Here is a 21,287-nt window from a genome sequence, read left to right as displayed (position 1 = left end):
CGCGCCTGTGGCCGGGTGCGCCTTGGGGCGCGACCGTCCCACCCGCCCCGATCGCCTCCCGTTCCTCTGATGACATGCTGCAATTCAATACGTACGCTGCTGAATATGGATATGCATACCGTCGTGGTGGGACCGTCCGGCGTCACCGCCGATGACGTGGTGGCCGTGGCCCGCCGGGGTGCCCGGGTCGAGCTGTCCCCCGAGGCCCTCGCCGCCCTCGCCGCCGCCCGCTCCATCGTGGACACGCTCGCCGCGACCCCCGAGCCCGTCTATGGCGTCTCCACCGGCTTCGGGGCGCTCGCCACCCGCCATATCGGGCCCGAACTCCGTACCCGGCTCCAGCGGAACATCGTCCGCTCGCACGCCGCCGGCATGGGCCCGAGGGTGGAGCGCGAAGTGGTCCGCGCCCTGATGTTCCTGCGGCTGAAGACGGTATGTTCCGGACATACCGGAGTCCGCCCCGGTACCGCCCTCGCCATGGCCGGTCTCCTCAACGCCGGGATCACCCCCGTCGTCCATGAGTACGGATCCCTCGGCTGCTCCGGCGATCTCGCCCCGCTCTCCCACTGCGCCCTCGCACTCATGGGCGAGGGCGACGCCGAAGGCCCCGACGGCCGGGTCCGCCCCGCCGCCGAACTCCTCGCCGAACACGGCCTCGCCCCCGTCGAACTCCGGGAGAAGGAGGGCCTCGCCCTCCTCAACGGCACCGACGGCATGCTCGGCATGCTGGTCCTCGCCCTCGCCGACCTCCACTCCCTCTACACCTCGGCCGACATCACCGCCGCGCTCAGCCTCGAAGCGCTGCTCGGCACCGACCGGGTCCTCGCACCCGAGCTGCACGCCGTCCGCCCCCACCCCGGCCAGTCCGCCGCCGCCGCCAATATGGCCGCCGTGCTCAAGGGGTCCGGCCTCACCGGCCACTTCCAGCAGGACGAGGCGCCCCGGGTGCAGGACGCCTACTCGGTGCGCTGCGCCCCCCAGGTGGCCGGGGCCGGCCGGGACACCCTCGCCCACGCCCGGCTGGTCGCCGACCGCGAACTCGCCTCCGCCGTCGACAACCCGGTGGTGCTGCCCGACGGCCGGGTGGAGTCCAACGGCAACTTCCACGGCGCCCCCGTCGCCTATGTCCTGGACTTCCTCGCCATCGCCGCCGCCGACCTCGCCTCCATCGCCGAACGCCGCACCGACCGGCTGCTGGACAAGAACCGCAGCCATGGCCTGCCGCCCTTCCTCGCGGACGACCCCGGCGTGGACTCGGGCCTGATGATCGCCCAGTACACCCAGGCGGCGCTGGTCAGTGAGATGAAGCGGCTCGCCGTCCCCGCCTCCGCCGACTCCATCCCGTCCTCGGCGATGCAGGAGGACCATGTCTCCATGGGCTGGTCGGCCGCGCGCAAGCTCCGTACCGCCGTCGCCGCCCTCGGCCGGGTCCTCGCCGTCGAGCTGTACGCGGCGACCCGCGCCATCGAGCTGCGGAGGGGGCTGACCCCGGCGCCCGCGTCCCGGGCGGCGATCGATGCCCTGCGCGCCGCCGGGGTCGAGGGGCCGGGGCCGGACCGTTTCCTCGCCCCCGAACTGGAGCTGGCCGACGCCTTCGTCCGCGACGGGGCGCTGCTCGCGGCGGTGGAGCGGGTCACCGGACCACTGGCCTGAACGGCGGAGGGCCGGCCCCGGTGTTGCGGGACCGGCCCTGCGTGGTTGTCCTCCGTACGGGCTCACCAGTACGGTCACGACCGTACCGGCTCATAGGTGTACGTACAGGCTTACATCGGGTCGGAACCGCGCCTGCGGACCGCATAGGCCACAAAGCCGATTCCCAGCCCCAGAAAGCCGGTGCCGCCGATCAGATAGGGCGTGGTGTTGAGGCTCCCGGTCTCCGCGAGCCGCAGCGCCCGCGCGGCGGCGGCCGCGCCGGTGCCCGGGGCGACCACGGATCCGCCCCCCGGGGTTCTCCGGTCCCCGCCCGGATCGACGGAGGCGTTCGCTGACGGGACGAACCACAGGGCACACAGCAGCAGCCCTGCGACGATGGCGGTCAGAAGCGGTCGGCGTGCGACGGACACGGACACGATCTCCCTTGAGGCGTCCTTGAGTTGGCCGGATGCGCAGATGCTAGTGAGAGGTGCACGTCAAAGAAAATCCGGGGTTCCCCGCCCCGCCGCCCGGCTCCGGAACCGTCCCAGGGAAGATGGTGCTCCGGAAAGGTTGACCGGATACAGCCGACAGGAGAGTGGCGTTCCCCACATCGCCCGGGTGAATGCAACCGCGAGGCCCGAAATGGGTGTTCAACTAAGTAGTTCGGTCAGGGGAAATCGGGGACGATGGAGAAGCGTGTGAAGACGGACAGCAAGCGGCGGCGGGGTTTCGCGGCGGCGGCGGCGGTGCTCAGCGGTGTCCTGGTGCTGTCGGCGTGCAGCGACGGCGGTGACAAGGGCGGGGACGACAAGTCCGGGAAGTCCCAGGCGCAGGTCGACAAGGCCGCTGCCGAGAAGGTCTCCAAGGCGCGAATAGCCATCGCGCCCAAGAACGGCGCCACCAACGCCAGCATCAACAACGCCGGCAAGGTCACCGTCACCGACGGCACCCTGGTCGAGGTCAAGCTCACCACCGCCGACGGCGCCCCGGTCAAGGGCACCCTCGCCGGCGACGCCAAGAGCTGGAAGCCCGACGCCCAGCTGGAGCGCTCCACCGGCTACAAGCTCGCGGCGAAGGCCAAGGACTCCGCCGGGCTCACCGCCCATGAGAACAGCTCCTTCACCACCGTCTCGCCCGACAACAGCTTCATCGGCAACTTCACCCCCGAGGCGAATTCCACCGTCGGTGTCGGAATGCCCGTCTCGATCAACTTCAACAAGCCGATCAAGGACCGCAAGGCGGTGCAGTCCGCGATCACCGTCTCCTCCACCGGGGGCCAGGAAATCGTCGGTCACTGGTTCAACAGCCAGCGCCTCGACTTCCGCCCCGAGCAGTACTGGAAGGAGAACACCAAGGTCACGCTGAAGCTCAACCTGGACGGTGTCGAGGGCGCCCCCGGCGTCGTCGGTGTCCAGCAGAAGACGGTGACCTTCAACATCGGCCGCAACCAGGTCTCCGTGGTCGACGCCGCCGCCAAGACCATGAAGATCCAGCGCGACGGCAAGACCGTCCGGACCATCCCGATCTCCGCGGGCGCCCCCGCCACCCCGACCTACAACGGTCAGATGGTGATCTCCGAGAAGTTCAAGGAGACCCGGATGAACGGCGCCACGGTCGGCTTCACCGACGCCAGCGGCAAGGGCGAGTACGACATCAAGGACGTGCCGCACGCCATGCGGCTCTCCACCTCCGGCACCTTCATCCACGGCAACTACTGGGGTCGCGGCGTCTTCGGCAACTCCAACACCAGCCACGGCTGTGTGGGCCTTGAGGATGTGCAGGGCGCCAACAACCCGGGCAAGCCCGGTGCCTGGTTCTACGACAACTCGCTGCTCGGCGATGTCGTGGTCGTGAAGAACTCCAAGGACGAGACCATCGCCCCGGACAACGGCCTCAACGGCTGGAACATGGACTGGGCGAAGTGGAAGGCCGGCTCGGCCGCCTGATCCGGTCGCCGTACCTCGTACCCACCACGGGTCCATCGCACCACCGCGAAGGCGGCGCTCCTCCCGGGGCGCCGCCTTCGCGCTGCCTGCCCGGCGGCCCGGCGGCCCGGCGGCTCAGTGGCTCAGTGGCTCAGTGGCCGACCGTCTCCTCCGCCGACCCGTCCGGCACCCCGTCGACCCCCCACCCCGACAGCAGCCGCAACAGCTCCGCCGAACGGGAGCCCGGCTCCGCGTGATAGGTCACCAGCGCCAGATCGTGGTCGTCGGGCAGGCGCAGCGTCTCGTACGAGAGCGTCATCGAGCCCACCAGCGGATGGCGGATCCGCTTGGTGCCATGGCCCTTGTCCGCCACCGTGTGCGCCGCCCACAGTCGCCGGAAGTCCTCGCTGCGCACCGACAGATCGCCGATCAGCTCCGGCAGCCGGGGGTCGTCCGGCGAGCACCCCGCGTACATCCGCAACATGCTGACCACCTGGGTTGCCTTGTTCTCCCAGTCCTCGTACAGATCGACCGCGTTGGGGTCGAGGAAGACGATCCGTGCCATGTTCCGATCGGCCGGGGCGAGCGCGGAGAGGTCGCCCAGCAGTGCGCGGGCCATCCTGTTCCAGCCCAGCACATCCAGCCGCCGGCCCAGCACATACGCCGGAACGGTCTCCATCGCGTCCAGCAGATGCCGCACCGCCGGGCGCAGCCGCTGCGGCCGGGCGGCAGTCCGCCGGTGCTTGGTCCGCTTCTGCCCGGCGAGATGGCTGAGATGGTCCCGTTCCGCGTCCGAGAGCCGGAGCGCCCGCGCTATCGAGTCCAGTACCTCCATGGAGACATTCCCGCCGTGGCCCTGTTCCAGCCGGGTGTAGTACGCCACCGAGACCCCCGCCAGCAGCGCCAGCTCCTCCCGGCGCAGCCCCGGCACCCGGCGGCGGTTGCCGAAGGAGGGCAGCCCCACATCCGAGGGGAGCAGCCGGGCTCGGCGGGACCGGAGGAATTCGCTGAGTTCGGCGCGCTGATCCATGGGGCCAGTATCGCCGGGGCGGGATTCTTCGGTACGGGTGCCCGAGTACGGGGAGCCTGTCCCTGTCAGTGGTAGGAACGGCGGTGGTACGCACAGCAGAGGGCTGGGCCCGGTTCCGGCGATCGACCAGGGTTCTCCCATGACCACCCAGGACTTCACCACCGTCTCCGCTGCCACCACCGTCTCCAATGCCTCTGCTGCCTCCGCCGTCACCACTGCTTCCGCTGTCACCACGGTCCCCGCCTATGCCGCCCCCGCCGCCCATGCCCCGCTGGAGCGGACCACCGTCCCCCGCCGTCCGGTCGGCGACCACGACGTACTGATCGAGATCGTCTACGCGGGCATCTGCCACTCCGACATCCACCAGGTGCGCGACGGCTGGGACGAGGGCATCTATCCGATGGTCCCGGGGCATGAGATCGCGGGTGTGGTCGCCGCCACCGGAGGGGCCGTCACCCGCTTCGCCGTCGGCGACCGGGTCGGGGTCGGCTGTCTGGTCGACTCCTGCCGCACCTGTGACGACTGCCGGGCCGGGCGGGAGCAGTACTGCACCGCCTCCGTCCCCACCTACAACGGCCGGGACAAGGAGGGCGAGCCCACCTACGGCGGCTACTCCACCCATGTCGTCGTGGACGAGTCCTTCACCGTCCGCATACCCGACGGCCTCGCCCTGGACGCCGCCGCGCCGCTGCTCTGCGCGGGCGTCACGCTCTACTCCCCGCTGGTCCACTGGAAGGCGGGCCCCGGCAAGCGGGTCGCGATCGTGGGCCTTGGCGGTCTCGGCCATATGGGAGTGAAGATCGCCCATGCGCTCGGCGCCGAGGTCACCGTGTTGAGCCAGTCGCTGCGCAAGCAGGAGGACGGGCTGCGGATGGGCGCCGACCACTACTACGCCACCGCCGACGAGAAGACCTTCGAGGAGCTGGCCGGGAGCTTCGACCTGATCGTCTCGACCGTCTCCGCGCCGCTGCCGATGGGCCGTTATCTGGGGCTGCTCGCCACGGACGGGGTGATGGTGAATGTCGGCGCCCCCGAGGAGCCCGTCGGGCTGAACCTCTTCGACCTGCTGGCGGGGCGGCGCACGCTGGCGGGGTCGATGATCGGCGGGATCGCGGAGACCCAGGAGATGCTGGACTTCTGCGCCCGGCACGGGATCGTGGCGGAGGTCGAGGTGATCCGCGCCGAGCAGATCAACGAGGCGTACGAGCGGGTCCTCGCCGGGGATGTGCGCTTTCGCTTCGTGATCGACGCGGCCACGATCTGAGCCCTGAGCCCTGAGCCCTGAGCCCTGCGGCTGGGGCCGGGGCGGGGGCCCGGGGCCGGGGGCGGTCGCGCGCACCGGGTGGTCGCGCGCGCCCGTTCCCGGCGGAGGGTCAGCAGCCGCCGTCGCCCGTGCCGGGGAACCGGTAGCGGGAGTCCAGCCGGTACTCACCGGCCCGTTCCACCGTCAGCCGGGTGTACTCGCCGTCCTCGCTCAGACACGCCCCCTCGGCACGGAGCCAGGGCGAGTACGCCACCCGTACCGTCACCGAACCGGCCGCCGGCATCCGTACCACCAACTCGGAGGCGTCCCCGCGGACCACCGTCGCCGGGGCCGGGACCAGCGGCACTGGATCCTTCACCCGGAAGATGCTCCAGCCCTCGTCGGACCAGACCCGCTCCAGCCACGCCGGTCCGGAGCGGACCAGCTCCGCCTCGTCCTCGGCGGGGCCGTCGATCCGGCCGTGCGGCAGCACCACCAGACCCACCGCCCAGCGGTCCAGCCACTGGCGGTAGCTCTCCTCGCTCAGCGAGCCGTCGTAGAAGAGCCGGCCGCGCTCCACATCGAGCTGGCGGTTCCAGCCACGGGCCATATTGAGGTGCGGGGCGAGGACGGTGGCCTCCCGGTGGTTACGGGCCGGGACCACCTCCACCCGCATCCGGTCGGAGCCGAGCCGCTTCAGCTCCCGTACCACCCCGTCGGTCTCCTCGGCCCACGCCGGGACCACGGTGGAGACCGTGAGATCGTCCTCGGTCTTGTCGCCCAGCCAGGAGACATTCACCGCGAGGACCGCCACCAGCAGCAGCCGGGCCAGCCCCGCCCGGGAGCGGGCGAACCAGGCCGAACGGGGCACCCCCGCGAAGGCGGTGAGAACGGCGGCCAGCAGCACCACCGGCCCCGCGAGCCCCGCCAGCCGCTCCACATTGGTCCCGATCGGGGTCGGGATGAAGAAGGTCAGCACCACCCCGACGGCATAGATCCCGGCCCCGTATCGCACCATCCGCCACGCGGGCGGAGCGGCCACCACCAGGGTGGCGCAGACCAGCAGGGGCAGCCAGAGCTTCCCCGACGGCATCGGCATCTCACCGGAGAACGGGAAGAGCACCGTGGTCACCGCCACCACCAGGGCGGGCGGTACGAGCAGCGCCAGGGCCCGGTGCCACCGCCGCTCCAGCAGCCAGGCCGCGCCCACGACCACCAGGAAGAGCCCGGCGACCGGGCTCGCCAGGGTGGCGAGGGCCGTACCCACCGCCGCCAGGGCGGGCCTGCGGATGTACACCAGGGCGACCAGACCGATCGCGAACCCCAGCGCGAAGGTGGTCCGGCCCGAGGCGATATTGCACCAGACGGCCAGGGCGCCCAGCAGCGCGGGCCACAGCGGCCGGGCCACCGGACTCCGGACCACCAGCAGGGCGAGCGCCCAGGTGCCGATCAGCCCGGCGGCGACGGAGACCGTCCGCACCCCGAGGAACGCCATCAGCGGCGGGGTCAGCACGCTGTAATTGACGGTGTGCATCCCCCCGTACCAGGAGAGGTTGTACGCCGACGAGGGATGCTCCCGGGCGAAGGCGGTCCAGGCGAACTGGGCGGCGAGATCGCCACCGCCGGTCGCCAGCCACACCGCCCACACCAGGTACAGCGGGGCCACGGCGGCCGTCACGATCAGCGGGATCCGCCACCAGGACGCGCCCCGCCCGGCGGGCCCACCGGATCCCTCCGCCGGGGCGTTACCGGGCCCGGGTTGCCCGGGGACCCGCTCGGGCGCGATCCGCGCGGAAACGGCGGTGGCCGGGTGCCCGGTGGTGCGTTCCCCCGCTTCCGGTGCCTCTCCCTCGGTCGTTCCGTTCCCGCCGGGCCTGGTCATCTCTGCCTGTCGTTCGCTGCTCCCCACGGTGACAACCCTACTGGCGGACCTTCGTACCCCCGGGGGCCCGGCCCTGTCCCGGCCGGGCCCCGGGGTCGGTCACCGAGCCGTGCCGGAGCACAGCTCCAGCCGCTCGCCGGGGAACGCGCCGCCGAACCCCCGGTCGTGCGAGACCGCGACGACCGCCCCCGGATAGGCGGTGAGGGCCGCCTCCAGCTCCTCCACCAGATCCGGGGCGAGATGGTTCGTCGGCTCGTCCAGGAGCAGCAGATCCACCGGGGCGGCCAGCAGCCGGGCCAGCGCCAGCCGCTGCCGCTGGCCGACCGAGAGCGCCGGTACCGGAACCGTCAGATCCGCCTCCCGGAAGAGGCCCAGACCGAGCAGTTCGTCCGTGTACTCCTCCGGGTGGCCCGGCCGGTCCCGTGCGTAGGCCTGCAGCAGCGGTACGGGGGAGGGGGCCGGGTCCAGTTCCTGTGCCAGCCGGCCGACGGCGGTCCCGGGGCCGTGGCGGACGGTGCCCCGGTCCGGGCGCAGCTCCCCGGCGAGCACCCGGAGCAGGGTGGTCTTGCCCGCGCCGTTGGGGCCGGTGACCAGCAGGCGGGCGCCCGCGCCGATCCGCAGCCGGTCCAGCCGGAGCCGGTCGCCGACGACGATGTCCCGTGCCTCGGCCACGATGCCGCCGCCACCGTCCCCCATCGGGGTGCCATCTGTGTCTGTGTCTATTTCCATGTCTGTGACCGGGTCGGTGGTACGGAGGCCGGCCCGGAAGCGCAGCGGCTCCGGCGGCGGGGGCACCGGCTCCCGCCGCAGCCGATCCAGCCGCTCGCGGGCGGCCCCGACCCGGCCGGAGAGCTTGGCCTCGGAGGAGCGCCGGTGCTTGCCGAAGCCCTCGCCCGGGTCCCCGCCCCCGCCGCGCAGCCGCTGTCCGGCCGCTGTGACCAGCTCCTCGGCGCGGGCCAGCTCGTCCAGCCACTCCCGGTGCTCCTGGGCCCAGCGGCGGCGGGCGGCGGCCTTCGCCTGGCGGTAGCCCTGCCAGCCGTCGCCGTAGCGGCGCACCGTACGGGTGTCGCGGTCGACCTCCAGGACGGTGGTCGCGATCCGGTCCAGGAAGACCCGGTCATGGGTGACGGCGACCACGGTGCCCCGGTGGTCGCGCAGCCGCCGCTCCAGCCAGTCGGTGGCGCGCCGGTCGAGATGGTTGGTCGGCTCGTCCAGGAGCAGCAGTTCGGGGTCGGAGGCGAGGACACAGGCGAGGGCGAGCCGGGAGCGCTCCCCGCCGGAGAGGGTGCCGACGGGGCGGTCGCGCCCGATGCCGGAGAGGCCGAGTCCGTCGAGGGAGGCGTCGACCCGGGCGTCGGCCTCGTATCCGCCGCGCTCCTCGAAGGCGGTCAGCAGTTCGCCGTAGGCGGCCAGCGCCGCCGGGTCGCCGGTGAGCCCGGCCTCGGCCGTCCGCAGCCGCTCCGCCAGCTCCCGCAGCTCGGCGAGGGCGGCGTCGACGGTCTCCGCCACGGTGTGGCCGTCGCCGACCCCGAAGGTCAGCTCCAGCGTCTGGGCGAGCCGCCCGGTCCCCCCGGGCGCCCGGACGGTGACCTCCCCGCTGTCGGGCGCCTCGGCCCCGGCCATCAGCCGGAGCAGGGTGGACTTGCCGGAGCCGTTCTCCCCGATGACCCCGGCCCGCTCACCGGGCCGGACCGCCAGGCTGATCCGGTCGAGCACCGTACGGGTGCCATAGCTCTTGGAGACGTCCTTCAAGGACAGCTGGGCCTTCAAGGACTGCTGGGACGGCTTGGATGCAGGGGAGTGCTGGGTGCGTGCGCGCATGATCGTTTCCCTCGGGAACACCGCCGGGGCAGGGCCCGCACAGCGGTACGAATGGGTTCGCCGGGCCCGGCATCGAAAAGCCGGACCACCGGTGAGAGGGACGACGGCACCGCACCGCGCCACCGTGCTCGGGGCGTGGTGCTACGAGGCCGCGTCCGCGCGCGGACTCAGACGAAGAAGAAGTGAGCGAACAAACCCATGGCCCCACTCTACGGAACGACCCCGCCCCCGGTCCTCCGGTTTTCCCGTGGCCGGTGACGACGGGGACAGCGGGGGCGGGGTCAGGGACGGGGCGGAGGACTCAGCTGCGGGCCGGACTCAGCTGTCGGCCGGGGCGACGCCGATGGGGCAGGAGACACCCGTACCTACCAACCTGTATCCATGTGACCCATGACGCTGGATGGCGTCCCGGTCCGCTTCGGGCAGGCGGCGCCGGCGCGCCGAGCGGTCGAGTTCGGCCCGCCTTCCCTCCGGGGTCGTGTCGTCGGGGGTGATGAAGCCGGAGACGGCTCAGTTGACGACGGAGTCGACGGTGAGGATCACCGGGGTCTGTCTGAGGTAGATCCCGAACAGGGTGATGACGACCGCCTGTCAGGCCTGCACGTCGCGTGAGCGCACGAGGAGGACGAGACGATCCCGAGGCGCAGGGCCAAGGGGAAGCGCTCTTCGGCGTGGACCGCACACTAACCGACCTGGCGACGGGCGCCCGCGCGCTGCACCGGCTGCTGCTGCCGTTCGCCACCGCCGACCAGGCGCCGGCCCTGGCGGAGAACCCCGGTGCTCCGGTGGAAGAGATCTATTCTGCTCTGGCGCGGGCCGGGCACGACCTGGCGTGGTCGGAGACCGTACGGGCCCGGATGCCGCAGGGCGACGAACGCGCGGCCCTCGAACTCCCCGACGCGACCCCGGTGATCCACGCGCTCCGCGTCACGCACGGCACGGAGAACGCCCCACTCCTGCTGGAAGAACTCCGCACCAGCGGCAGCAGGGCCCAGCTCAACTACCGCATCAGCCCCGGCGCCAGCCGCAGCCCGCAAGCTGTCCGGAGCTGACCGGGGCCACCGGTCGAAACTTTCTTCACTTCCTCAAGGCCCGCGCACAGCGCGGGTCGGCCCCGGCACCCGGGCCCGCCCCTGCCTCCGGCGGGCGGCCCGGCCGCCAGGCCGCCAACGTGGCAATCCGTTCAGGACAACCCCTCTGTGGCCGGGGCGGTCGGCTCCACGGCTTTAGGCAGCCACCATGGGGCGAGCCTCGAAGATCGGGGCCCACATCGGGCCTTACCGGGCAGGTTCACAGACCGCCCGAGTCGCCGACAGCTTACGGGCCCCGATCTCTCGCCCCATGGCAGCTCCCGCCCCAAAGCCGCTCCACCGAGCCATCGCAAGTCTTTCTAGAGCAACGCGGTTCCTACGAATCCGACTCGGAGCGCTGCTCCGCAAAGAGCTCTATCTGACCTTTAATCGAACCGCCTCGATGCTGTTTTGCATATCCAGAGATTGGGCCTAGCGTACGAAGTACATTCGCATCGTAGAGCCAGCTCAAGTTGCCCTCTTTTTCCAACCTACCGCTGACTTGCAACGCGAGATCTTCCTCGTGTGCCCTAACCGCTTCGTGATACTCCTCCTCATCCGAAAGTCGCACGCGAACTTTCTTAGTACGACCAGCCGCAAGCATCTCAATCCCAAAAACACCAGGACTTCCAGCAAGCTTCTTGGCAAGCAGGTGAACCCTGCCAATGACCGTTGTAATCTGCGAATCTTCACCTGCGGCAAGCTTCACAGCGGCCTTATTGAGAGGCTCAACATCCGAACCTCTCAGTTCAAATCGGGAATCCAGTGCAGAAGGCCCCGGAACAGTCGGATCCCAATCTACGCTGATGTCTGCACCGTCCGAGTTTTCCGCAATCCCCAGCAAGGCATTGGTCATTTCATACGAGATACCTTCGGAGACTCCGGAGTCGAAGCCTGAGAGCGATCCGCTGGATCTGTAGTGTTCGAGGGCCTCAACTGTCGCCTGGACCGCCTTAACCACGGCCTGGCTAACGTCGCGCACGCTCGCAATGCCGACCTCTGGCAACCCCATCGACGATCTGCCCGCTGAAGCAGAAAGCGTAACTCCGGCATTTGGTGGAGCATATGCGGTAATGATGTAACTTCCGGGTGCTGTCTGCCCCATGAGGATCTGATCGAGGTAGCGATGGGCAAACCGACCATGCTTGTTCACAAAGTGGCGGCCAGGCTCCACGTAGGATTTCGCGCCAGCGAGCAGCGTCCTGCGCGCCGATTCAACCAGGCGCTCCCCGCTCTTCCACTCAATGAAACCACTTGGCGCGGAGGATTCTTTCCGGAATCTAAACTCATCAGATGCATCAACAATGAGACGAGGATAGATCGATCTGATCCAGAATTCTCGATCCTGAGAGAGTTGATATAGTGCAGCCCTCATCGCCTCGCTAAATTCAGGCGCACCTTCATCAAGAGGCAACATGAGACTTGCCTCTTGCCAGGCATCAGTGAGATTAGGAGGGAGGTAGCGGGAGTAAATCCCTCTCCGGCCGCCCGCTCGTGTCCACCCGGCTTCTTCCAGTAGCGCACCTAGCTTCCCTGGATCAACTCGGGTAGGGAGCGCTACGCTCGACATGTCAGTCATTCAGCGATTCACCCCTGTCAATCTTGTCCAGGATCTCAATAAGGGAAGCGGCGTCTACTTTATTTTTGGTAGGAATGTGCACCGTCGGTTTCTTGATCGACGGATCAGCGTGCACTCCTTCAAGGTATGCCCAGTAACAAGATCGTCTAGTCCAAAGACCGTCGTGCGTCACCTCGGTCCAGTCAGACTGCCGAGTGGGCGTGGTCATGACGATGAGGATCGCCTTGGGATACCGGCGGGGCTTTACGAGGTGATCAAAGTATTGCCGCTTAGTGAACTGGTAACTGAAGTGTTCACGGGAAACATCGGGAACAATCTGAGTCGTGCACTTGAGCTGAGCAAGTAGCGCGGACTCCTCATCCATGGCATCGCGAGGCGGCTTGATTAGGCGGATGTCATAGCCGTACACATCGACGGGAACGACTTCGACTGCCAGACCGGCGGTGGCCGCCACGGACTTGATGTAGCCCTGCTGTAGCTGTTCCATCATCTGAGTGACATGGCGCTTGTCTACAGCTTCTATGTGGCTAGCCCGCGGCTTGCGTCCGCCTGCAGATCCTATTGCCCCCACCACAGGCAGTGCCCCTCCCCGAACACAACGAGGTTTCAGGCTAGATCAGCGGGAGGGCTCCTGGGTACTGCCGGCCTGAGACTCATGACCGAAACTCTAGCGATCCGCACTGACACCGGACCGGCAGCAGCGAGCACTTGAGCAGTACCACTAGGCCATACTTCATTAAAGTGACATAGTGCAAAATTAAGGAAAAGATGGACGTATGGCTCCTCGGGTAACTTCTGCGGGTACACCACACCACACCGCACGCCCGGCAGCGGACACCCATGGTCGGCTCCTGAGGACAAGAAGGGCCGTGCCAGATCAGTCGGTCAACCACGGTCCGCACCGGGTGGCCGGGGAGCACTTGAGATCAGCCTGGCGCGTATATCGCTAGTCAGGGCAGCACAGACCCAGCAAAGATCGCTGATTCCCAAGCTCGTGGCCTTGTTGGTGCTTTACCCGCCAGCCCGCCTCGAACCGATCTCCCCCGACTCGTCCCACTTCACCGCTCCCTCCCTGATCACTTGCGCCATGGCGAAGGCCGTCTCAGCAGGAAGCGACACTCGCAGCAGCCCCGCCCCATCCGGAGCCGCGCCCGCCGTCGCCGTCATCCCCGACGTGTCGATGCCAGCTGCGTCCATCGCGGCAGCCAGCTCCGCCGCCGCGTCCCTCGCGCGGCGCCACCCCGCCAGGTAGTCGACCCCTTGCGTCCACACCCAGGCGTCCGGGTCCAGGACCCCGTCGCCGTCGATGCCCGGGTCTATCGGCTCGTGCTGCACAGAACGTCCCCTCAGGAAGCTGAAGTTCAGCACCTGGGCCGTAGCTCCGCTGATCAGCGGCATGGCTGCGGCCCCAGTGCCATCGGCACTGGGGTCCGCGAGGGCTCCGGGCCGGATCACCCCCGGTAGCTGTCGAGGGCGAGGGGTGGTCCGGTCTCAATGTGTGGTGGGTCAGTGGGTGCTCGGGCCGCTGAGCAGGGAGGCGGGTACGACCACCGCCAGCCAGGAGATCAGCGCCAGAGCGTGGAGCAGGGTCTGGCTCACGGTCGATCCCCGCCAGTGGGGACCAGGCGCCAGGGGCGGGCGGCCATTTCGAAGTAGCGCAGGTGCGTGGGGTTCGCGTCGGTGTGGGCGAAGGCCCAGTCGCGTACGGCGTCGAACTCGCTCTGCGCTCCGGACGCCACTTCGCACGTCGCGCAGACCAGTTCGTGGATCATCTCCGGCGCGTCCCTGACGGGGTCCGGGTGCATGATCCACCGGGCGGGGTGTAAGCCGAAGCGCCTCACAGGGCCCGCTCACTGTTCGCGTTCCGTTCGGCCACCCGCTCCCGGAGCCGGTCGGAGGCACTGGCCGGCTGGATGTCCTCCGGGCAGGCGTCCCACTCCAAGCCGCCCTCGGGCGGGCGCAACTGCACATAGGGGCCTACATGGCCCATGACCGTGCCGACTCGCCGGGTCACCGAATCCAGCGCCAGCGTGCCCACTTCCGGGGCGGAGTTGTTCGTCATACGGGGAGGATCAGGCCGCTCGCCAGGACGTGGATACCTCCCCCAAAACCCATTTGGGGACGTCCTGGGTGCGGTAGAACGTCCCTAGCAACGTCCCCAGCTTCAGGGAGAGACTGCGATGCCGAACGAACGGCTCCGCGCCGCCATGGCAGCCGGTGGGTGGACCTACGCCACTCTCGCGACGAAGGCAGAGGTCGACCCGAAGTCCGTTGAACGGTGGGTCAATCTGGGCCGCACGCCACGTCGGACCACGGCCCTGCTCGCGGCAGAGACCCTAGGAGAAGACGTGCACACCCTGTGGCCCGCACTGCGTCAGGCCCGTGCCGCCCGCGCGGTCAGCCCGGAACTGGTCGCTCTCTACGAGAAGCGCGCGGACGTCCCGGTGTCGGCCATCACCGACATGTTCGCTCAGTCCCGCGAGCACATCGACGTACTCGTCTACGCCGCGATCTTCCTGCACGAGGCGTATCCGCGACTCAACGACCTGCTGCGGGAGCGCGCCGCCGACGGCTGCACGGTACGGATCGCTCTCGGGGACGCGGACAGCCAGAATGTCCGGCAGCGGGGTGAGGAGGAGAAGTTCGGGCACGGCATCGAGTCCCGGTGCCGACTGGCCCTGATGCACTACCGGCCGCTGATCGGGGTGCCGGGGATCGAGGTCCGGACCCATGGGACGACGCTCTACAACTCCCTCTTCCGGGCAGATGACCAATTGTTGGTCAACGCCCATGTCTGGGGAGTGAACGCCTACGGAGCCCCCGTCTGGCACCTCAGGCGCAACGGTGCCGGAGGGATCTTCGACACCTACGCGCAGAGCTTTGACGCCGTATGGGCGACGGCGTCCCTGATCCGCGAGGAGTGACCATGGCCCGTACCACCCGTACCGAGTATTACGACGACCCCCACGCCCCCGAGCCGAACAGTCTCGTCGTCGCCGCTTCGGCCGTCGTGACCGACGAGCGGGGACGCATCCTGCTCCAGCGGCGCCGGGACAACAATCTCTGGGCCCTGCCCGGAGGCGGCATGGAGATGACCGATTCCCTCCCCGGTACGGCGGTGCGTGAGGTCCGGGAGGAGACGGGCCTCACCGTCGAGATCACCGGGTTGGTCGGTACGTACACCGACCCCCGCCATGTGATCGCCTACTCGGACGGCGAGGTGCGCCGGCAGTTCAACGTCTGTTTCACGGCCCGGGTCACCGGCGGGGAGCTGAAGATCTCGGAGGAGTCCACCGAGCTGCGGTTCATCGCCCCCGACGATCTTCCCGACCTGCCCATGCACCACACTCAGCGGCTGCGCGTCCAGCACTTCCTGGACCACCGGGACCGGCCCCATCTGGGGTGACGGGGCCGGAGGACCGGTGCCCGGAAGTCGTAGGGGGCCAGGGGCTCAGCTGTCGGCCGGGGCGACGCCGATGGGGCAGGAGACGCCCGTACCGCCGATACCGCAGTATCCGCCGGGGTTCTTGTCGAGGTACTGCTGGTGGTACGCCTCGGCGGGAAAGAAGGGGCGGCCCTCGGCGGGCAGGATTTCGGTGGTGATGGTGCCATGGCCGGAGCCGGTCAGCACGCGCTGGTAGGCGGCGCGGGAGGCCTCGGCGGTGGCGGCCTGCTCGGGGGAGTGGGTGTACACCGCGGAGCGGTACTGCGTACCCACGTCATTGCCCTGGCGGAAGCCCTGGGTCGGGTTGTGGGCCTCCCAGAACACCTTGAGCAGCTGCTCATAGGTGATGACGGAGGGGTCGTACACCACCCGGACGGCCTCGGTGTGGCCGGTCAGACCGGAGCACGCCTCCTCGTACGTGGGGTTGGGCGTGGTGCCGCCCTGATAGCCCACGAGGGTGGTCCAGACGCCGGGGAGCCGCCAGAACGTGCGCTCGGCACCCCAGAAACAGCCCAGTCCGAAGTCGGCGGTCTCCAGGCCCTCCGGATAGGGGCCGAGCAGGGGGTTGCCGAGGACGGTGTGGCGCTCAGGGACGCCGAAAGTGGGCTCGGCGCGGCCCTTCAGCGCCTGCTCGGGGGTGGGGAGCACGGGGGTACGGGACGAGAGGAACATACGGGCTCCTTGAGATGGCCGGGCTACAGGGGGAACGCTCGGGATCGTGTCGGAATTCCCCCGTCCGCCCGGCTGGGCGTCCGCCTGCCCGCCCGCACTGCCGGTGCCCCGGGTGCCCCGGGAGGTCCGCGTCCCGTCAGCGGCCGGAGAGGTTGATCGCCCGGTCGCGGTACGAGCAGTACAGCGCCGCCGGGTCCGATGACGCGTTCCAGGGAAAGGCGCCCACATGCCCGTCGACCCGGCGGAACTGCTCCAGCGCCGGACCGGCCCGCCCCTGCCGTATCAGGAAGTAGGCGAGGACATGGCGGATCTCGGCGAGCCCGGGGTGGGCCGGGTCGGCGGCGGCGGCGTCCTCCTGGAGCCGTTCGACGGCGGCCATCACCTCCCGTTCGCGGAACTCCCGTCCGTCCCCCTCCCCCTCCTGGTGCTCCCACCACGCCGTCAGCCACAGCGAGCTGAGCAGGGTGCCCCGGGGGGCGGCGAGCCCGGCCCGTCCGGCGAAGGAGAAGGCCAGCTCACGGGAGCCGTGTCCATGCGCGGACCAGTAGTGGAGGGCGCTGCGGTGGGCCGGGAGGTGGTACGGGGCCAGGGCGACCACATGGCCCCACAGCCGGTCCATCTCCTCGCGCGGCCGGTTCAGACCGATCCCGCGCCAGATGTCGGCGACATAGGGGGAGGGGTCCCGGGCGCCCAGGGCCTTGGCGCGGGCGATGTCCTGGCCGGCGCGGCTGAGGATCCGGAAGAAGCCCTCCGACTGCTTCGGGGACATCTGCCCGTCCGGCGCCCCGCCCCGGATCTCCCAGGCGAGGTCGATCATGGCCTTGGCCTGCACCGCGGCGGCGCCGGGGTCATCGGGCCGGTCGGAGCGCCAGCGCTGGAGCCAGACGTCGTCGCGCCGGGCGGCGCCCGCCAGCTCCCCGATCACGGCGGTGCGGCGCTCCCAGCTCTCCGCGGTGGCGTCCAGGAAGTCCGCGCCGGGCCGCCAGTCCCCGGAGCGCGCCGCCGCCACCACCCGGTCGAGCGCGGGGTCGGGGGCGGCCCGTGCGGTGTTCTGGCGCTCCCGGGGGAGCAGTCCGAGGGCGGCGACCCGCTCGGGGCTCACCGGGCGGTCGGCCCGGCGGCCGAGCCGCAGACCGAAGACGGGGCCGGTACGGAACCGGGCCATCGGGCCGGGTTCGGGCGGCCCGCCGGGCCGCCATCGGGAGGCCGGTACGGAGCCGCCACCGGACGGGGGTCGGCGCGAGAAGAGGGGCATGGATCCGGACCTTTCCGTGGCCGCGGAGGCGCGTCCCCGGCCCGCTGCCCCTCGGAGTGGGCCCACCGCGGACCCATCGGACAGGACCGCGGTGTGAGCGCGGGGTGACGGATCCATGGCGAACTGGTGCGGGGTGGTCGGAGTATCACTCCACGCGGCCTCCACTGGCAACCACGCCTCCGGGCCACCGCGCCCCCCTTGGCAGGATCGGGCCGCCACCGCCCACGGGCCGCCGTCGCCGGGCCCGGGGTACCGGCGGGACTCGGGGTACCGGCGGTACCGGCGGGGCCCGGGGGGTCAGGGCGCCAGCGTCGCCGGGCTGCCCCCGTTCGCCTCGTATCCCGCCACCGCGAGATTGCGGTGGAGGGTGTACGCCGCCGCCGGGTCCTCCGTCGCCGTCCAGGGGAGCGCGCCCACATGGCCGTCCACCCGGACCAGCTGCTGCATCGCCTCGCCCCAGCGCTCCCCGCCGATCAGGAAGTGGATCAGCAGATGCCGGACGTGCGGCAGTACCGGATCGTCCGCGCGGGCCGCGTGCACCGCGTACAGCGCGCCCTCCATCGCCCGGCCCACCACCGCGGTCCGGTAGAAGTCCCGCACGATGACCAGATCGGGGAGGTGCTCGTACACCGCGAAGAGGGGCAGCGCCGCCAGCAGCGAGCCCTGCGGGGCGCGGGCCGCCGCCGAGGTCGCGAAGCGGTCCGCCTCCGCACGGCTGCCGTACCACTTCTCGCACCAGTAGTGCAGGGCCGCCAGATGCGCCCCCATGTGCTGCGGTGCGCGGTCGATCACCTTCGCCCACACCTGGTCGAACCGCTCGTGCGGATAGCCGAGCCCCCGGGCGATGGCCAGCTCCACGATGTACGGAACGGGGTCACCCGGGGCGAGCAGCGTCGCCTCCTCGCAGGCGGCGCGGGCCTCCTCCAGGATGATCCGGAAGTCGTCCGAGCCGACGGCGGAGGAGCGCCACGCCTGCTGCACCAGGAACTCGGCGTGCACCTGGGCGCCGCCCGCGTCCTTCGGCGACTCCAGCCGCCAGGTGCGCAGCCACGCCCCGCCCGCGCCGGGCTTCTGCTTCAGCTCCAGCGCCGCCGCCCCCGCGAACGCCTGCACCCGCTGCCAGCGCAGCTCGCCGTCCTTGGGGGTGCCGGCGAGCAGCTGGGAGGCGGCCCGCCAGTCCTGGGTCTGCTGGACGAGGTCGAGCACGTCCATGAGGTCCTGGTCGGGTCCGGGAAGCCGGATGTCCTGGAGCTCCTGGCGCAGAAATCCATAGGTGACCGGGTCCGCCGCGTCGGGGGCGTCCGGCGCCACCTGGTGGACGCCCACCGTCCGGCGGCGCAGCAGCCAGGGAAGGATGAGGGCCGTCATCAGTCCCATCGCGATCAGGAACCAGAGAATCTCCATGGGGACATTGTCCCGGACGCCACCGACAACCAGCCACGCCCCGGAGCCGCCCGCCGCCGGCCCCCCGGGCGCGGCTACCCTCGGGCCATGAGCCACCAGGACAGCAGCAGCTCCCAGCACCTCGAAACGCTCGCCATCCACGCGGGCAACACCGCCGACCCGCTGACCGGCGCGGTCGTCCCGCCCATCTACCAGGTCTCCACGTACAAGCAGGACGGCGTCGGCGGGCTGCGCGGCGGTTATGAGTACAGCCGCAGCGCCAATCCCACCCGTACCGCTCTGGAGGAGAATCTGGCGGCGCTGGAGGGCGGCCGTCGCGGCCTCGCCTTCGCGTCGGGGCTGGCCGCCGAGGACTGCCTGCTGCGGGCGGTGCTCAAGCCGGGCGACCATGTGGTCATCCCGAACGACGCCTACGGCGGGACCTTCCGTCTCTTCGCCAAGGTCGTGGCCCGCTGGGGTGTGGAGTGGTCCGTCGCGGACACCTCCGACCCGGCCGCGGTCCGGGCGGCCATCACCCCGGCGACCAAGGTGATCTGGGTCGAGACCCCCTCCAACCCGCTGCTCGGGATCACCGATATCGCGGTGCTCGCGGAGATCGCCCGGAGCGCGGGGGCGCTGCTGGTCGTGGACAACACCTTCGCCAGCCCCTATCTCCAGCAGCCCATCGCGCTCGGCGCGGACATCGTGGTGCACTCGCTGACCAAGTACATGGGCGGTCACTCCGATGTGGTCGGCGGTGCGCTGATCGCCGCGGACACGGAGATCGGTGCGGAGCTGGCGTACCACCAGAACGCGATGGGCGCGGTCGCGGGCCCGTTCGACTCCTGGCTGGTGCTGCGCGGGATCAAGACCCTGCCGGTGCGGATGGACCGGCACAGTGAGAACGCGGGGCGGGTCGCGGAGATGCTCACCCGGCATCCCAAGGTCACCCAGGTCCTCTACCCGGGGCTGCCGGAGCACCCGGGGCATGAGATCGCCGCCAAGCAGATGAAGGCGTTCGGCGGGATGGTGTCGTTCCGGGTCGAGGGCGGCGAGGAGGCGGCCGTGGCCGTCTGCGACCGGGCGCGGCTGTTCACGCTGGGGGAGTCCCTCGGTGGGGTGGAGTCCCTGATCGAGCACCCGGGCCGGATGACGCACGCGTCGGTGGCGGGCTCGGCGCTGGAGGTCCCGGCCGATCTGATCCGGCTCTCGGTGGGGATCGAGGCGATCGACGACCTGCTGGCCGATCTGGAGCAGGCGCTGAGCTGAGCCGGGGTGTGTGTACGGCCGCCGGGCCGTCGGGCTGTCGGGCCAGCGGGCTGTTGGGCCGCCGGGACCGTGCCCGGCGGCCCTTCGCCGTTCGCGGCCGGGTCGGACGGCCCTTCGCTTTTCGTGGCTCGCGTCGGACGGCCCTTCGCCGTCCGGTTTCAGACGGTGGCCTTCTCGTCCTCCAGCAGGGTACGGATCTGTTCGCGCAGGTCCGGGGTGTCCTCATGGCCGTGGACCGAGACGGCGTGCTCGGTGGCGGCCCGTACGACCTCGTCCTCGCTGCCCGAGATGGTGAGCGTGCAGCCCGACTCGCTCGGGAAGCGGCGGCAGTCGGCGACTTTCCTGGTCATGGCGACCTCCTTGGTGCGGTAGGTGCCGTTGTGTCCCAGGGTATGCCCCTCCGGGTCCGGCCGGCCGTGTGCGGCCGGTCGTGTGCGGGACCCGCCCGGCACACGGCCGTGCCCGGGGAGGGGTGCTCCCGCCCCGGGCACGGTGGTGAGGATCAGAGGATCAGCCGGTGGGGATCAGACGAGCGCCAGGCTGATCTGGTCCTTGAAGACCACCCAGTGCTGGCCGGGGTCATTGGTGTCGCACGGCTTGCTGGAGACGTCCGTGGCACCCCAGGTGTTGGCCAGGCAGTAGCCGGAGGCGAAGGTGAGCGAGATCTGCTGGCCCGTCACATCCCAGTACTGGCCCTCGTCGTTGGCGTCGCACGGCTTGCTGGAGACCTCGGTGGTGCCCCAGGTGTTGGCCAGACAGTAGCCGGGCGCGTCGGTGAGGGAGATCTGGTTGCCCGAGACGGTCCAGCGCTGGCCGGGGTCGTTGGTGTCGCAGGGCTGGCTGGAGACGTCCGGGCTGCCCCAGGCGTTGGCGAGGCAGTACAGGCCGGGGGTCATGGCCTGCTGGGCGGTGGGCGCGGCCGCCGCCCCGGTGGCCGGCAGCAGGGAAGCCATCGCCGCCAGGGCGACAAGGGCGAGGGGCTTGTGGAGGGTGATTCCCATGCGCGGACTCCATTCTCGGCACAGGTCGGGCGTGTCTCACGCGCGGCCTGGGAAGGAGGGTGTTCGGCTCGGATACG

The 21,287-nt window shown here is 70.3% G+C and carries 21 protein-coding genes; 7 read left to right on the top strand and 14 right to left on the bottom strand.

The features are described 5' to 3' along the window. Positions 1-111: 111 nt before the first annotated feature. Positions 112-1,653, top strand: a complete 1,542-nt coding sequence (hutH, locus tag ABT354_RS18910) for a histidine ammonia-lyase (protein WP_351495259.1) — start codon at positions 112-114, stop codon at positions 1,651-1,653. A gap of 110 nt (positions 1,654-1,763) precedes the next feature. Here hutH and ABT354_RS18905 read toward each other — a convergent pair whose 3' ends face one another. Next, positions 1,764-2,063: a hypothetical protein gene (locus ABT354_RS18905; protein WP_351495100.1), complete on the bottom strand. Its 300-nt coding sequence runs from the start codon at positions 2,061-2,063 to the stop codon at positions 1,764-1,766. A gap of 258 nt (positions 2,064-2,321) precedes the next feature. Here ABT354_RS18905 and ABT354_RS18900 point away from each other — a divergent pair, with 258 nt between their 5' ends. Beyond that, positions 2,322-3,581 (top strand): L,D-transpeptidase, encoded by a 1,260-nt coding sequence (locus tag ABT354_RS18900; RefSeq protein ID WP_351495098.1) that lies wholly within the window; start codon positions 2,322-2,324, stop codon positions 3,579-3,581. 130 nt (positions 3,582-3,711) lie between these two features. On the opposite strand, the gene ABT354_RS18895 is transcribed toward ABT354_RS18900, so the two are convergent. Further along, positions 3,712-4,590, bottom strand: a complete 879-nt coding sequence (locus ABT354_RS18895) for a helix-turn-helix domain-containing protein (RefSeq protein WP_351495096.1) — start codon at positions 4,588-4,590, stop codon at positions 3,712-3,714. Positions 4,591-4,729: 139 nt separating this feature from the next. Here ABT354_RS18895 and ABT354_RS18890 point away from each other — a divergent pair, with 139 nt between their 5' ends. Then, the gene (locus ABT354_RS18890; protein WP_351495094.1) at positions 4,730-5,854 is read left to right on the top strand and encodes an NAD(P)-dependent alcohol dehydrogenase; all 1,125 of its coding nucleotides are present in this window, start codon (positions 4,730-4,732) and stop codon (positions 5,852-5,854) included. A gap of 109 nt (positions 5,855-5,963) precedes the next feature. Here the strand turns inward: ABT354_RS18890 and ABT354_RS18885 are convergent, their stop codons facing one another. Both ABT354_RS18885 and abc-f read right to left on the bottom strand, forming a co-directional pair. Next, the gene (locus ABT354_RS18885; RefSeq protein WP_351495092.1) at positions 5,964-7,715 is read right to left on the bottom strand and encodes a DUF8823 domain-containing protein; all 1,752 of its coding nucleotides are present in this window, start codon (positions 7,713-7,715) and stop codon (positions 5,964-5,966) included. A gap of 99 nt (positions 7,716-7,814) precedes the next feature. Beyond that, positions 7,815-9,536 carry a ribosomal protection-like ABC-F family protein gene (gene abc-f, locus ABT354_RS18880; RefSeq protein WP_351495090.1) on the bottom strand — a complete coding sequence of 574 codons (1,722 nt, stop codon included), beginning with the start codon at positions 9,534-9,536 and terminating at the stop codon, positions 7,815-7,817. 671 nt (positions 9,537-10,207) lie between these two features. Between abc-f and ABT354_RS18875 the strand changes: the two genes are divergently transcribed. Continuing rightward, a complete protein-coding gene (locus ABT354_RS18875; protein WP_351495088.1) occupies positions 10,208-10,588 on the top strand; it encodes a UTRA domain-containing protein in 381 nt (126 codons plus the stop codon). Positions 10,589-10,943: 355 nt separating this feature from the next. Here the strand turns inward: ABT354_RS18875 and ABT354_RS18870 are convergent, their stop codons facing one another. From ABT354_RS18870 to ABT354_RS18850, 5 genes are all read right to left on the bottom strand, one after another. Then, positions 10,944-12,023: a hypothetical protein gene (locus tag ABT354_RS18870; RefSeq protein ID WP_351495085.1), complete on the bottom strand. Its 1,080-nt coding sequence runs from the start codon at positions 12,021-12,023 to the stop codon at positions 10,944-10,946. Between the two features lie 154 nt (positions 12,024-12,177). Then, positions 12,178-12,672, bottom strand: a complete 495-nt coding sequence (locus ABT354_RS18865; RefSeq protein ID WP_351495083.1) for a DUF4365 domain-containing protein — start codon at positions 12,670-12,672, stop codon at positions 12,178-12,180. Positions 12,673-13,196: 524 nt separating this feature from the next. Beyond that, a complete protein-coding gene (locus tag ABT354_RS18860) occupies positions 13,197-13,583 on the bottom strand; it encodes a hypothetical protein (protein ID WP_351495081.1) in 387 nt (128 codons plus the stop codon). A gap of 197 nt (positions 13,584-13,780) precedes the next feature. Continuing rightward, entirely contained in the window at positions 13,781-14,026 is a 246-nt protein-coding gene (locus ABT354_RS18855) for a DUF7848 domain-containing protein (protein WP_502983444.1), read from the bottom strand. After that, positions 14,023-14,247, bottom strand: a complete 225-nt coding sequence (locus ABT354_RS18850) for a hypothetical protein (RefSeq protein WP_351495077.1) — start codon at positions 14,245-14,247, stop codon at positions 14,023-14,025. The genes ABT354_RS18855 and ABT354_RS18850 overlap by 4 nt, the downstream gene beginning before the upstream one ends. Positions 14,248-14,365: 118 nt before the next feature. On the opposite strand from ABT354_RS18850, the gene ABT354_RS18845 reads away from it, so the two are divergent. Together ABT354_RS18845 and ABT354_RS18840 are read left to right on the top strand one after the other, a co-directional pair. Then, positions 14,366-15,109, top strand: a complete 744-nt coding sequence (locus ABT354_RS18845) for a helix-turn-helix domain-containing protein (RefSeq protein WP_351495075.1) — start codon at positions 14,366-14,368, stop codon at positions 15,107-15,109. Positions 15,110-15,111: 2 nt separating this feature from the next. Continuing rightward, positions 15,112-15,591, top strand: coding sequence for an NUDIX domain-containing protein (locus ABT354_RS18840; protein WP_351495074.1), 480 nt, complete (start codon positions 15,112-15,114; stop codon positions 15,589-15,591). 45 nt (positions 15,592-15,636) lie between these two features. Here the strand turns inward: ABT354_RS18840 and msrA are convergent, their stop codons facing one another. From msrA to ABT354_RS18825, 3 genes are all read right to left on the bottom strand, one after another. Continuing rightward, positions 15,637-16,302: a peptide-methionine (S)-S-oxide reductase MsrA gene (gene msrA / locus ABT354_RS18835; protein ID WP_351495072.1), complete on the bottom strand. Its 666-nt coding sequence runs from the start codon at positions 16,300-16,302 to the stop codon at positions 15,637-15,639. A 136-nt stretch (positions 16,303-16,438) separates the two neighbouring features. Then, complete coding sequence (locus ABT354_RS18830) at positions 16,439-17,557, bottom strand: hypothetical protein (protein WP_351495070.1); 1,119 nt, start codon at positions 17,555-17,557, stop codon at positions 16,439-16,441. A gap of 297 nt (positions 17,558-17,854) precedes the next feature. After that, positions 17,855-18,961 carry a hypothetical protein gene (locus tag ABT354_RS18825; RefSeq protein WP_351495068.1) on the bottom strand — a complete coding sequence of 369 codons (1,107 nt, stop codon included), beginning with the start codon at positions 18,959-18,961 and terminating at the stop codon, positions 17,855-17,857. Positions 18,962-19,048: 87 nt separating this feature from the next. Here ABT354_RS18825 and ABT354_RS18820 point away from each other — a divergent pair, with 87 nt between their 5' ends. Next, positions 19,049-20,209, top strand: coding sequence for a cystathionine gamma-synthase (locus tag ABT354_RS18820; protein WP_351495065.1), 1,161 nt, complete (start codon positions 19,049-19,051; stop codon positions 20,207-20,209). A 158-nt stretch (positions 20,210-20,367) separates the two neighbouring features. Here the strand turns inward: ABT354_RS18820 and ABT354_RS18815 are convergent, their stop codons facing one another. Further along, entirely contained in the window at positions 20,368-20,559 is a 192-nt protein-coding gene (locus ABT354_RS18815) for a DUF1059 domain-containing protein (RefSeq protein ID WP_351495063.1), read from the bottom strand. 174 nt (positions 20,560-20,733) lie between these two features. After that, on the bottom strand, positions 20,734-21,210 hold the full coding sequence (locus ABT354_RS18810; protein WP_351495061.1) for a ricin-type beta-trefoil lectin domain protein: 477 nt from the start codon (positions 21,208-21,210) through the stop codon (positions 20,734-20,736). Between the last annotated feature and the right edge of the window lie 77 nt (positions 21,211-21,287).

It is taken from the genome of Streptomyces sp. NPDC000594 (assembly GCF_040299965.1).
In the GTDB taxonomy this organism is placed as follows: Bacteria; Actinomycetota; Actinomycetes; order Streptomycetales; family Streptomycetaceae; genus Streptomyces.
This window is presented reverse-complemented; position numbering and strand designations above follow the sequence as displayed.

Excerpts from the sequence above, each read along its gene's own strand:
- ABT354_RS18825 (WP_351495068.1), bottom strand. The coding sequence starts at position 18,961 with ATGGAGATTCTCTGGTTCCTGATCGCGATGGGACTGATGACGGCCCTC.
- ABT354_RS18845 (WP_351495075.1), top strand. The coding sequence starts at position 14,366 with ATGCCGAACGAACGGCTCCGCGCCGCCATGGCAGCCGGTGGGTGGACC.
- ABT354_RS18885 (WP_351495092.1), bottom strand. The coding sequence starts at position 7,715 with ATGACCAGGCCCGGCGGGAACGGAACGACCGAGGGAGAGGCACCGGAA.
- hutH (WP_351495259.1), top strand. The coding sequence starts at position 112 with ATGCATACCGTCGTGGTGGGACCGTCCGGCGTCACCGCCGATGACGTG.
- ABT354_RS18865 (WP_351495083.1), bottom strand. The coding sequence starts at position 12,672 with ATGGAACAGCTACAGCAGGGCTACATCAAGTCCGTGGCGGCCACCGCC.
- ABT354_RS18895 (WP_351495096.1), bottom strand. The coding sequence starts at position 4,590 with ATGGATCAGCGCGCCGAACTCAGCGAATTCCTCCGGTCCCGCCGAGCC.
- ABT354_RS18820 (WP_351495065.1), top strand. The coding sequence starts at position 19,049 with ATGAGCCACCAGGACAGCAGCAGCTCCCAGCACCTCGAAACGCTCGCC.
- ABT354_RS18840 (WP_351495074.1), top strand. The coding sequence starts at position 15,112 with ATGGCCCGTACCACCCGTACCGAGTATTACGACGACCCCCACGCCCCC.
- ABT354_RS18870 (WP_351495085.1), bottom strand. The coding sequence starts at position 12,023 with ATGTTGCCTCTTGATGAAGGTGCGCCTGAATTTAGCGAGGCGATGAGG.
- ABT354_RS18850 (WP_351495077.1), bottom strand. The coding sequence starts at position 14,247 with ATGACGAACAACTCCGCCCCGGAAGTGGGCACGCTGGCGCTGGATTCG.
- ABT354_RS18810 (WP_351495061.1), bottom strand. The coding sequence starts at position 21,210 with ATGGGAATCACCCTCCACAAGCCCCTCGCCCTTGTCGCCCTGGCGGCG.
- ABT354_RS18890 (WP_351495094.1), top strand. The coding sequence starts at position 4,730 with ATGACCACCCAGGACTTCACCACCGTCTCCGCTGCCACCACCGTCTCC.
- ABT354_RS18900 (WP_351495098.1), top strand. The coding sequence starts at position 2,322 with ATGGAGAAGCGTGTGAAGACGGACAGCAAGCGGCGGCGGGGTTTCGCG.
- ABT354_RS18860 (WP_351495081.1), bottom strand. The coding sequence starts at position 13,583 with ATGCCGCTGATCAGCGGAGCTACGGCCCAGGTGCTGAACTTCAGCTTC.
- ABT354_RS18815 (WP_351495063.1), bottom strand. The coding sequence starts at position 20,559 with ATGACCAGGAAAGTCGCCGACTGCCGCCGCTTCCCGAGCGAGTCGGGC.
- abc-f (WP_351495090.1), bottom strand. The coding sequence starts at position 9,536 with ATGCGCGCACGCACCCAGCACTCCCCTGCATCCAAGCCGTCCCAGCAG.
- ABT354_RS18830 (WP_351495070.1), bottom strand. The coding sequence starts at position 17,557 with ATGCCCCTCTTCTCGCGCCGACCCCCGTCCGGTGGCGGCTCCGTACCG.
- msrA (WP_351495072.1), bottom strand. The coding sequence starts at position 16,302 with ATGTTCCTCTCGTCCCGTACCCCCGTGCTCCCCACCCCCGAGCAGGCG.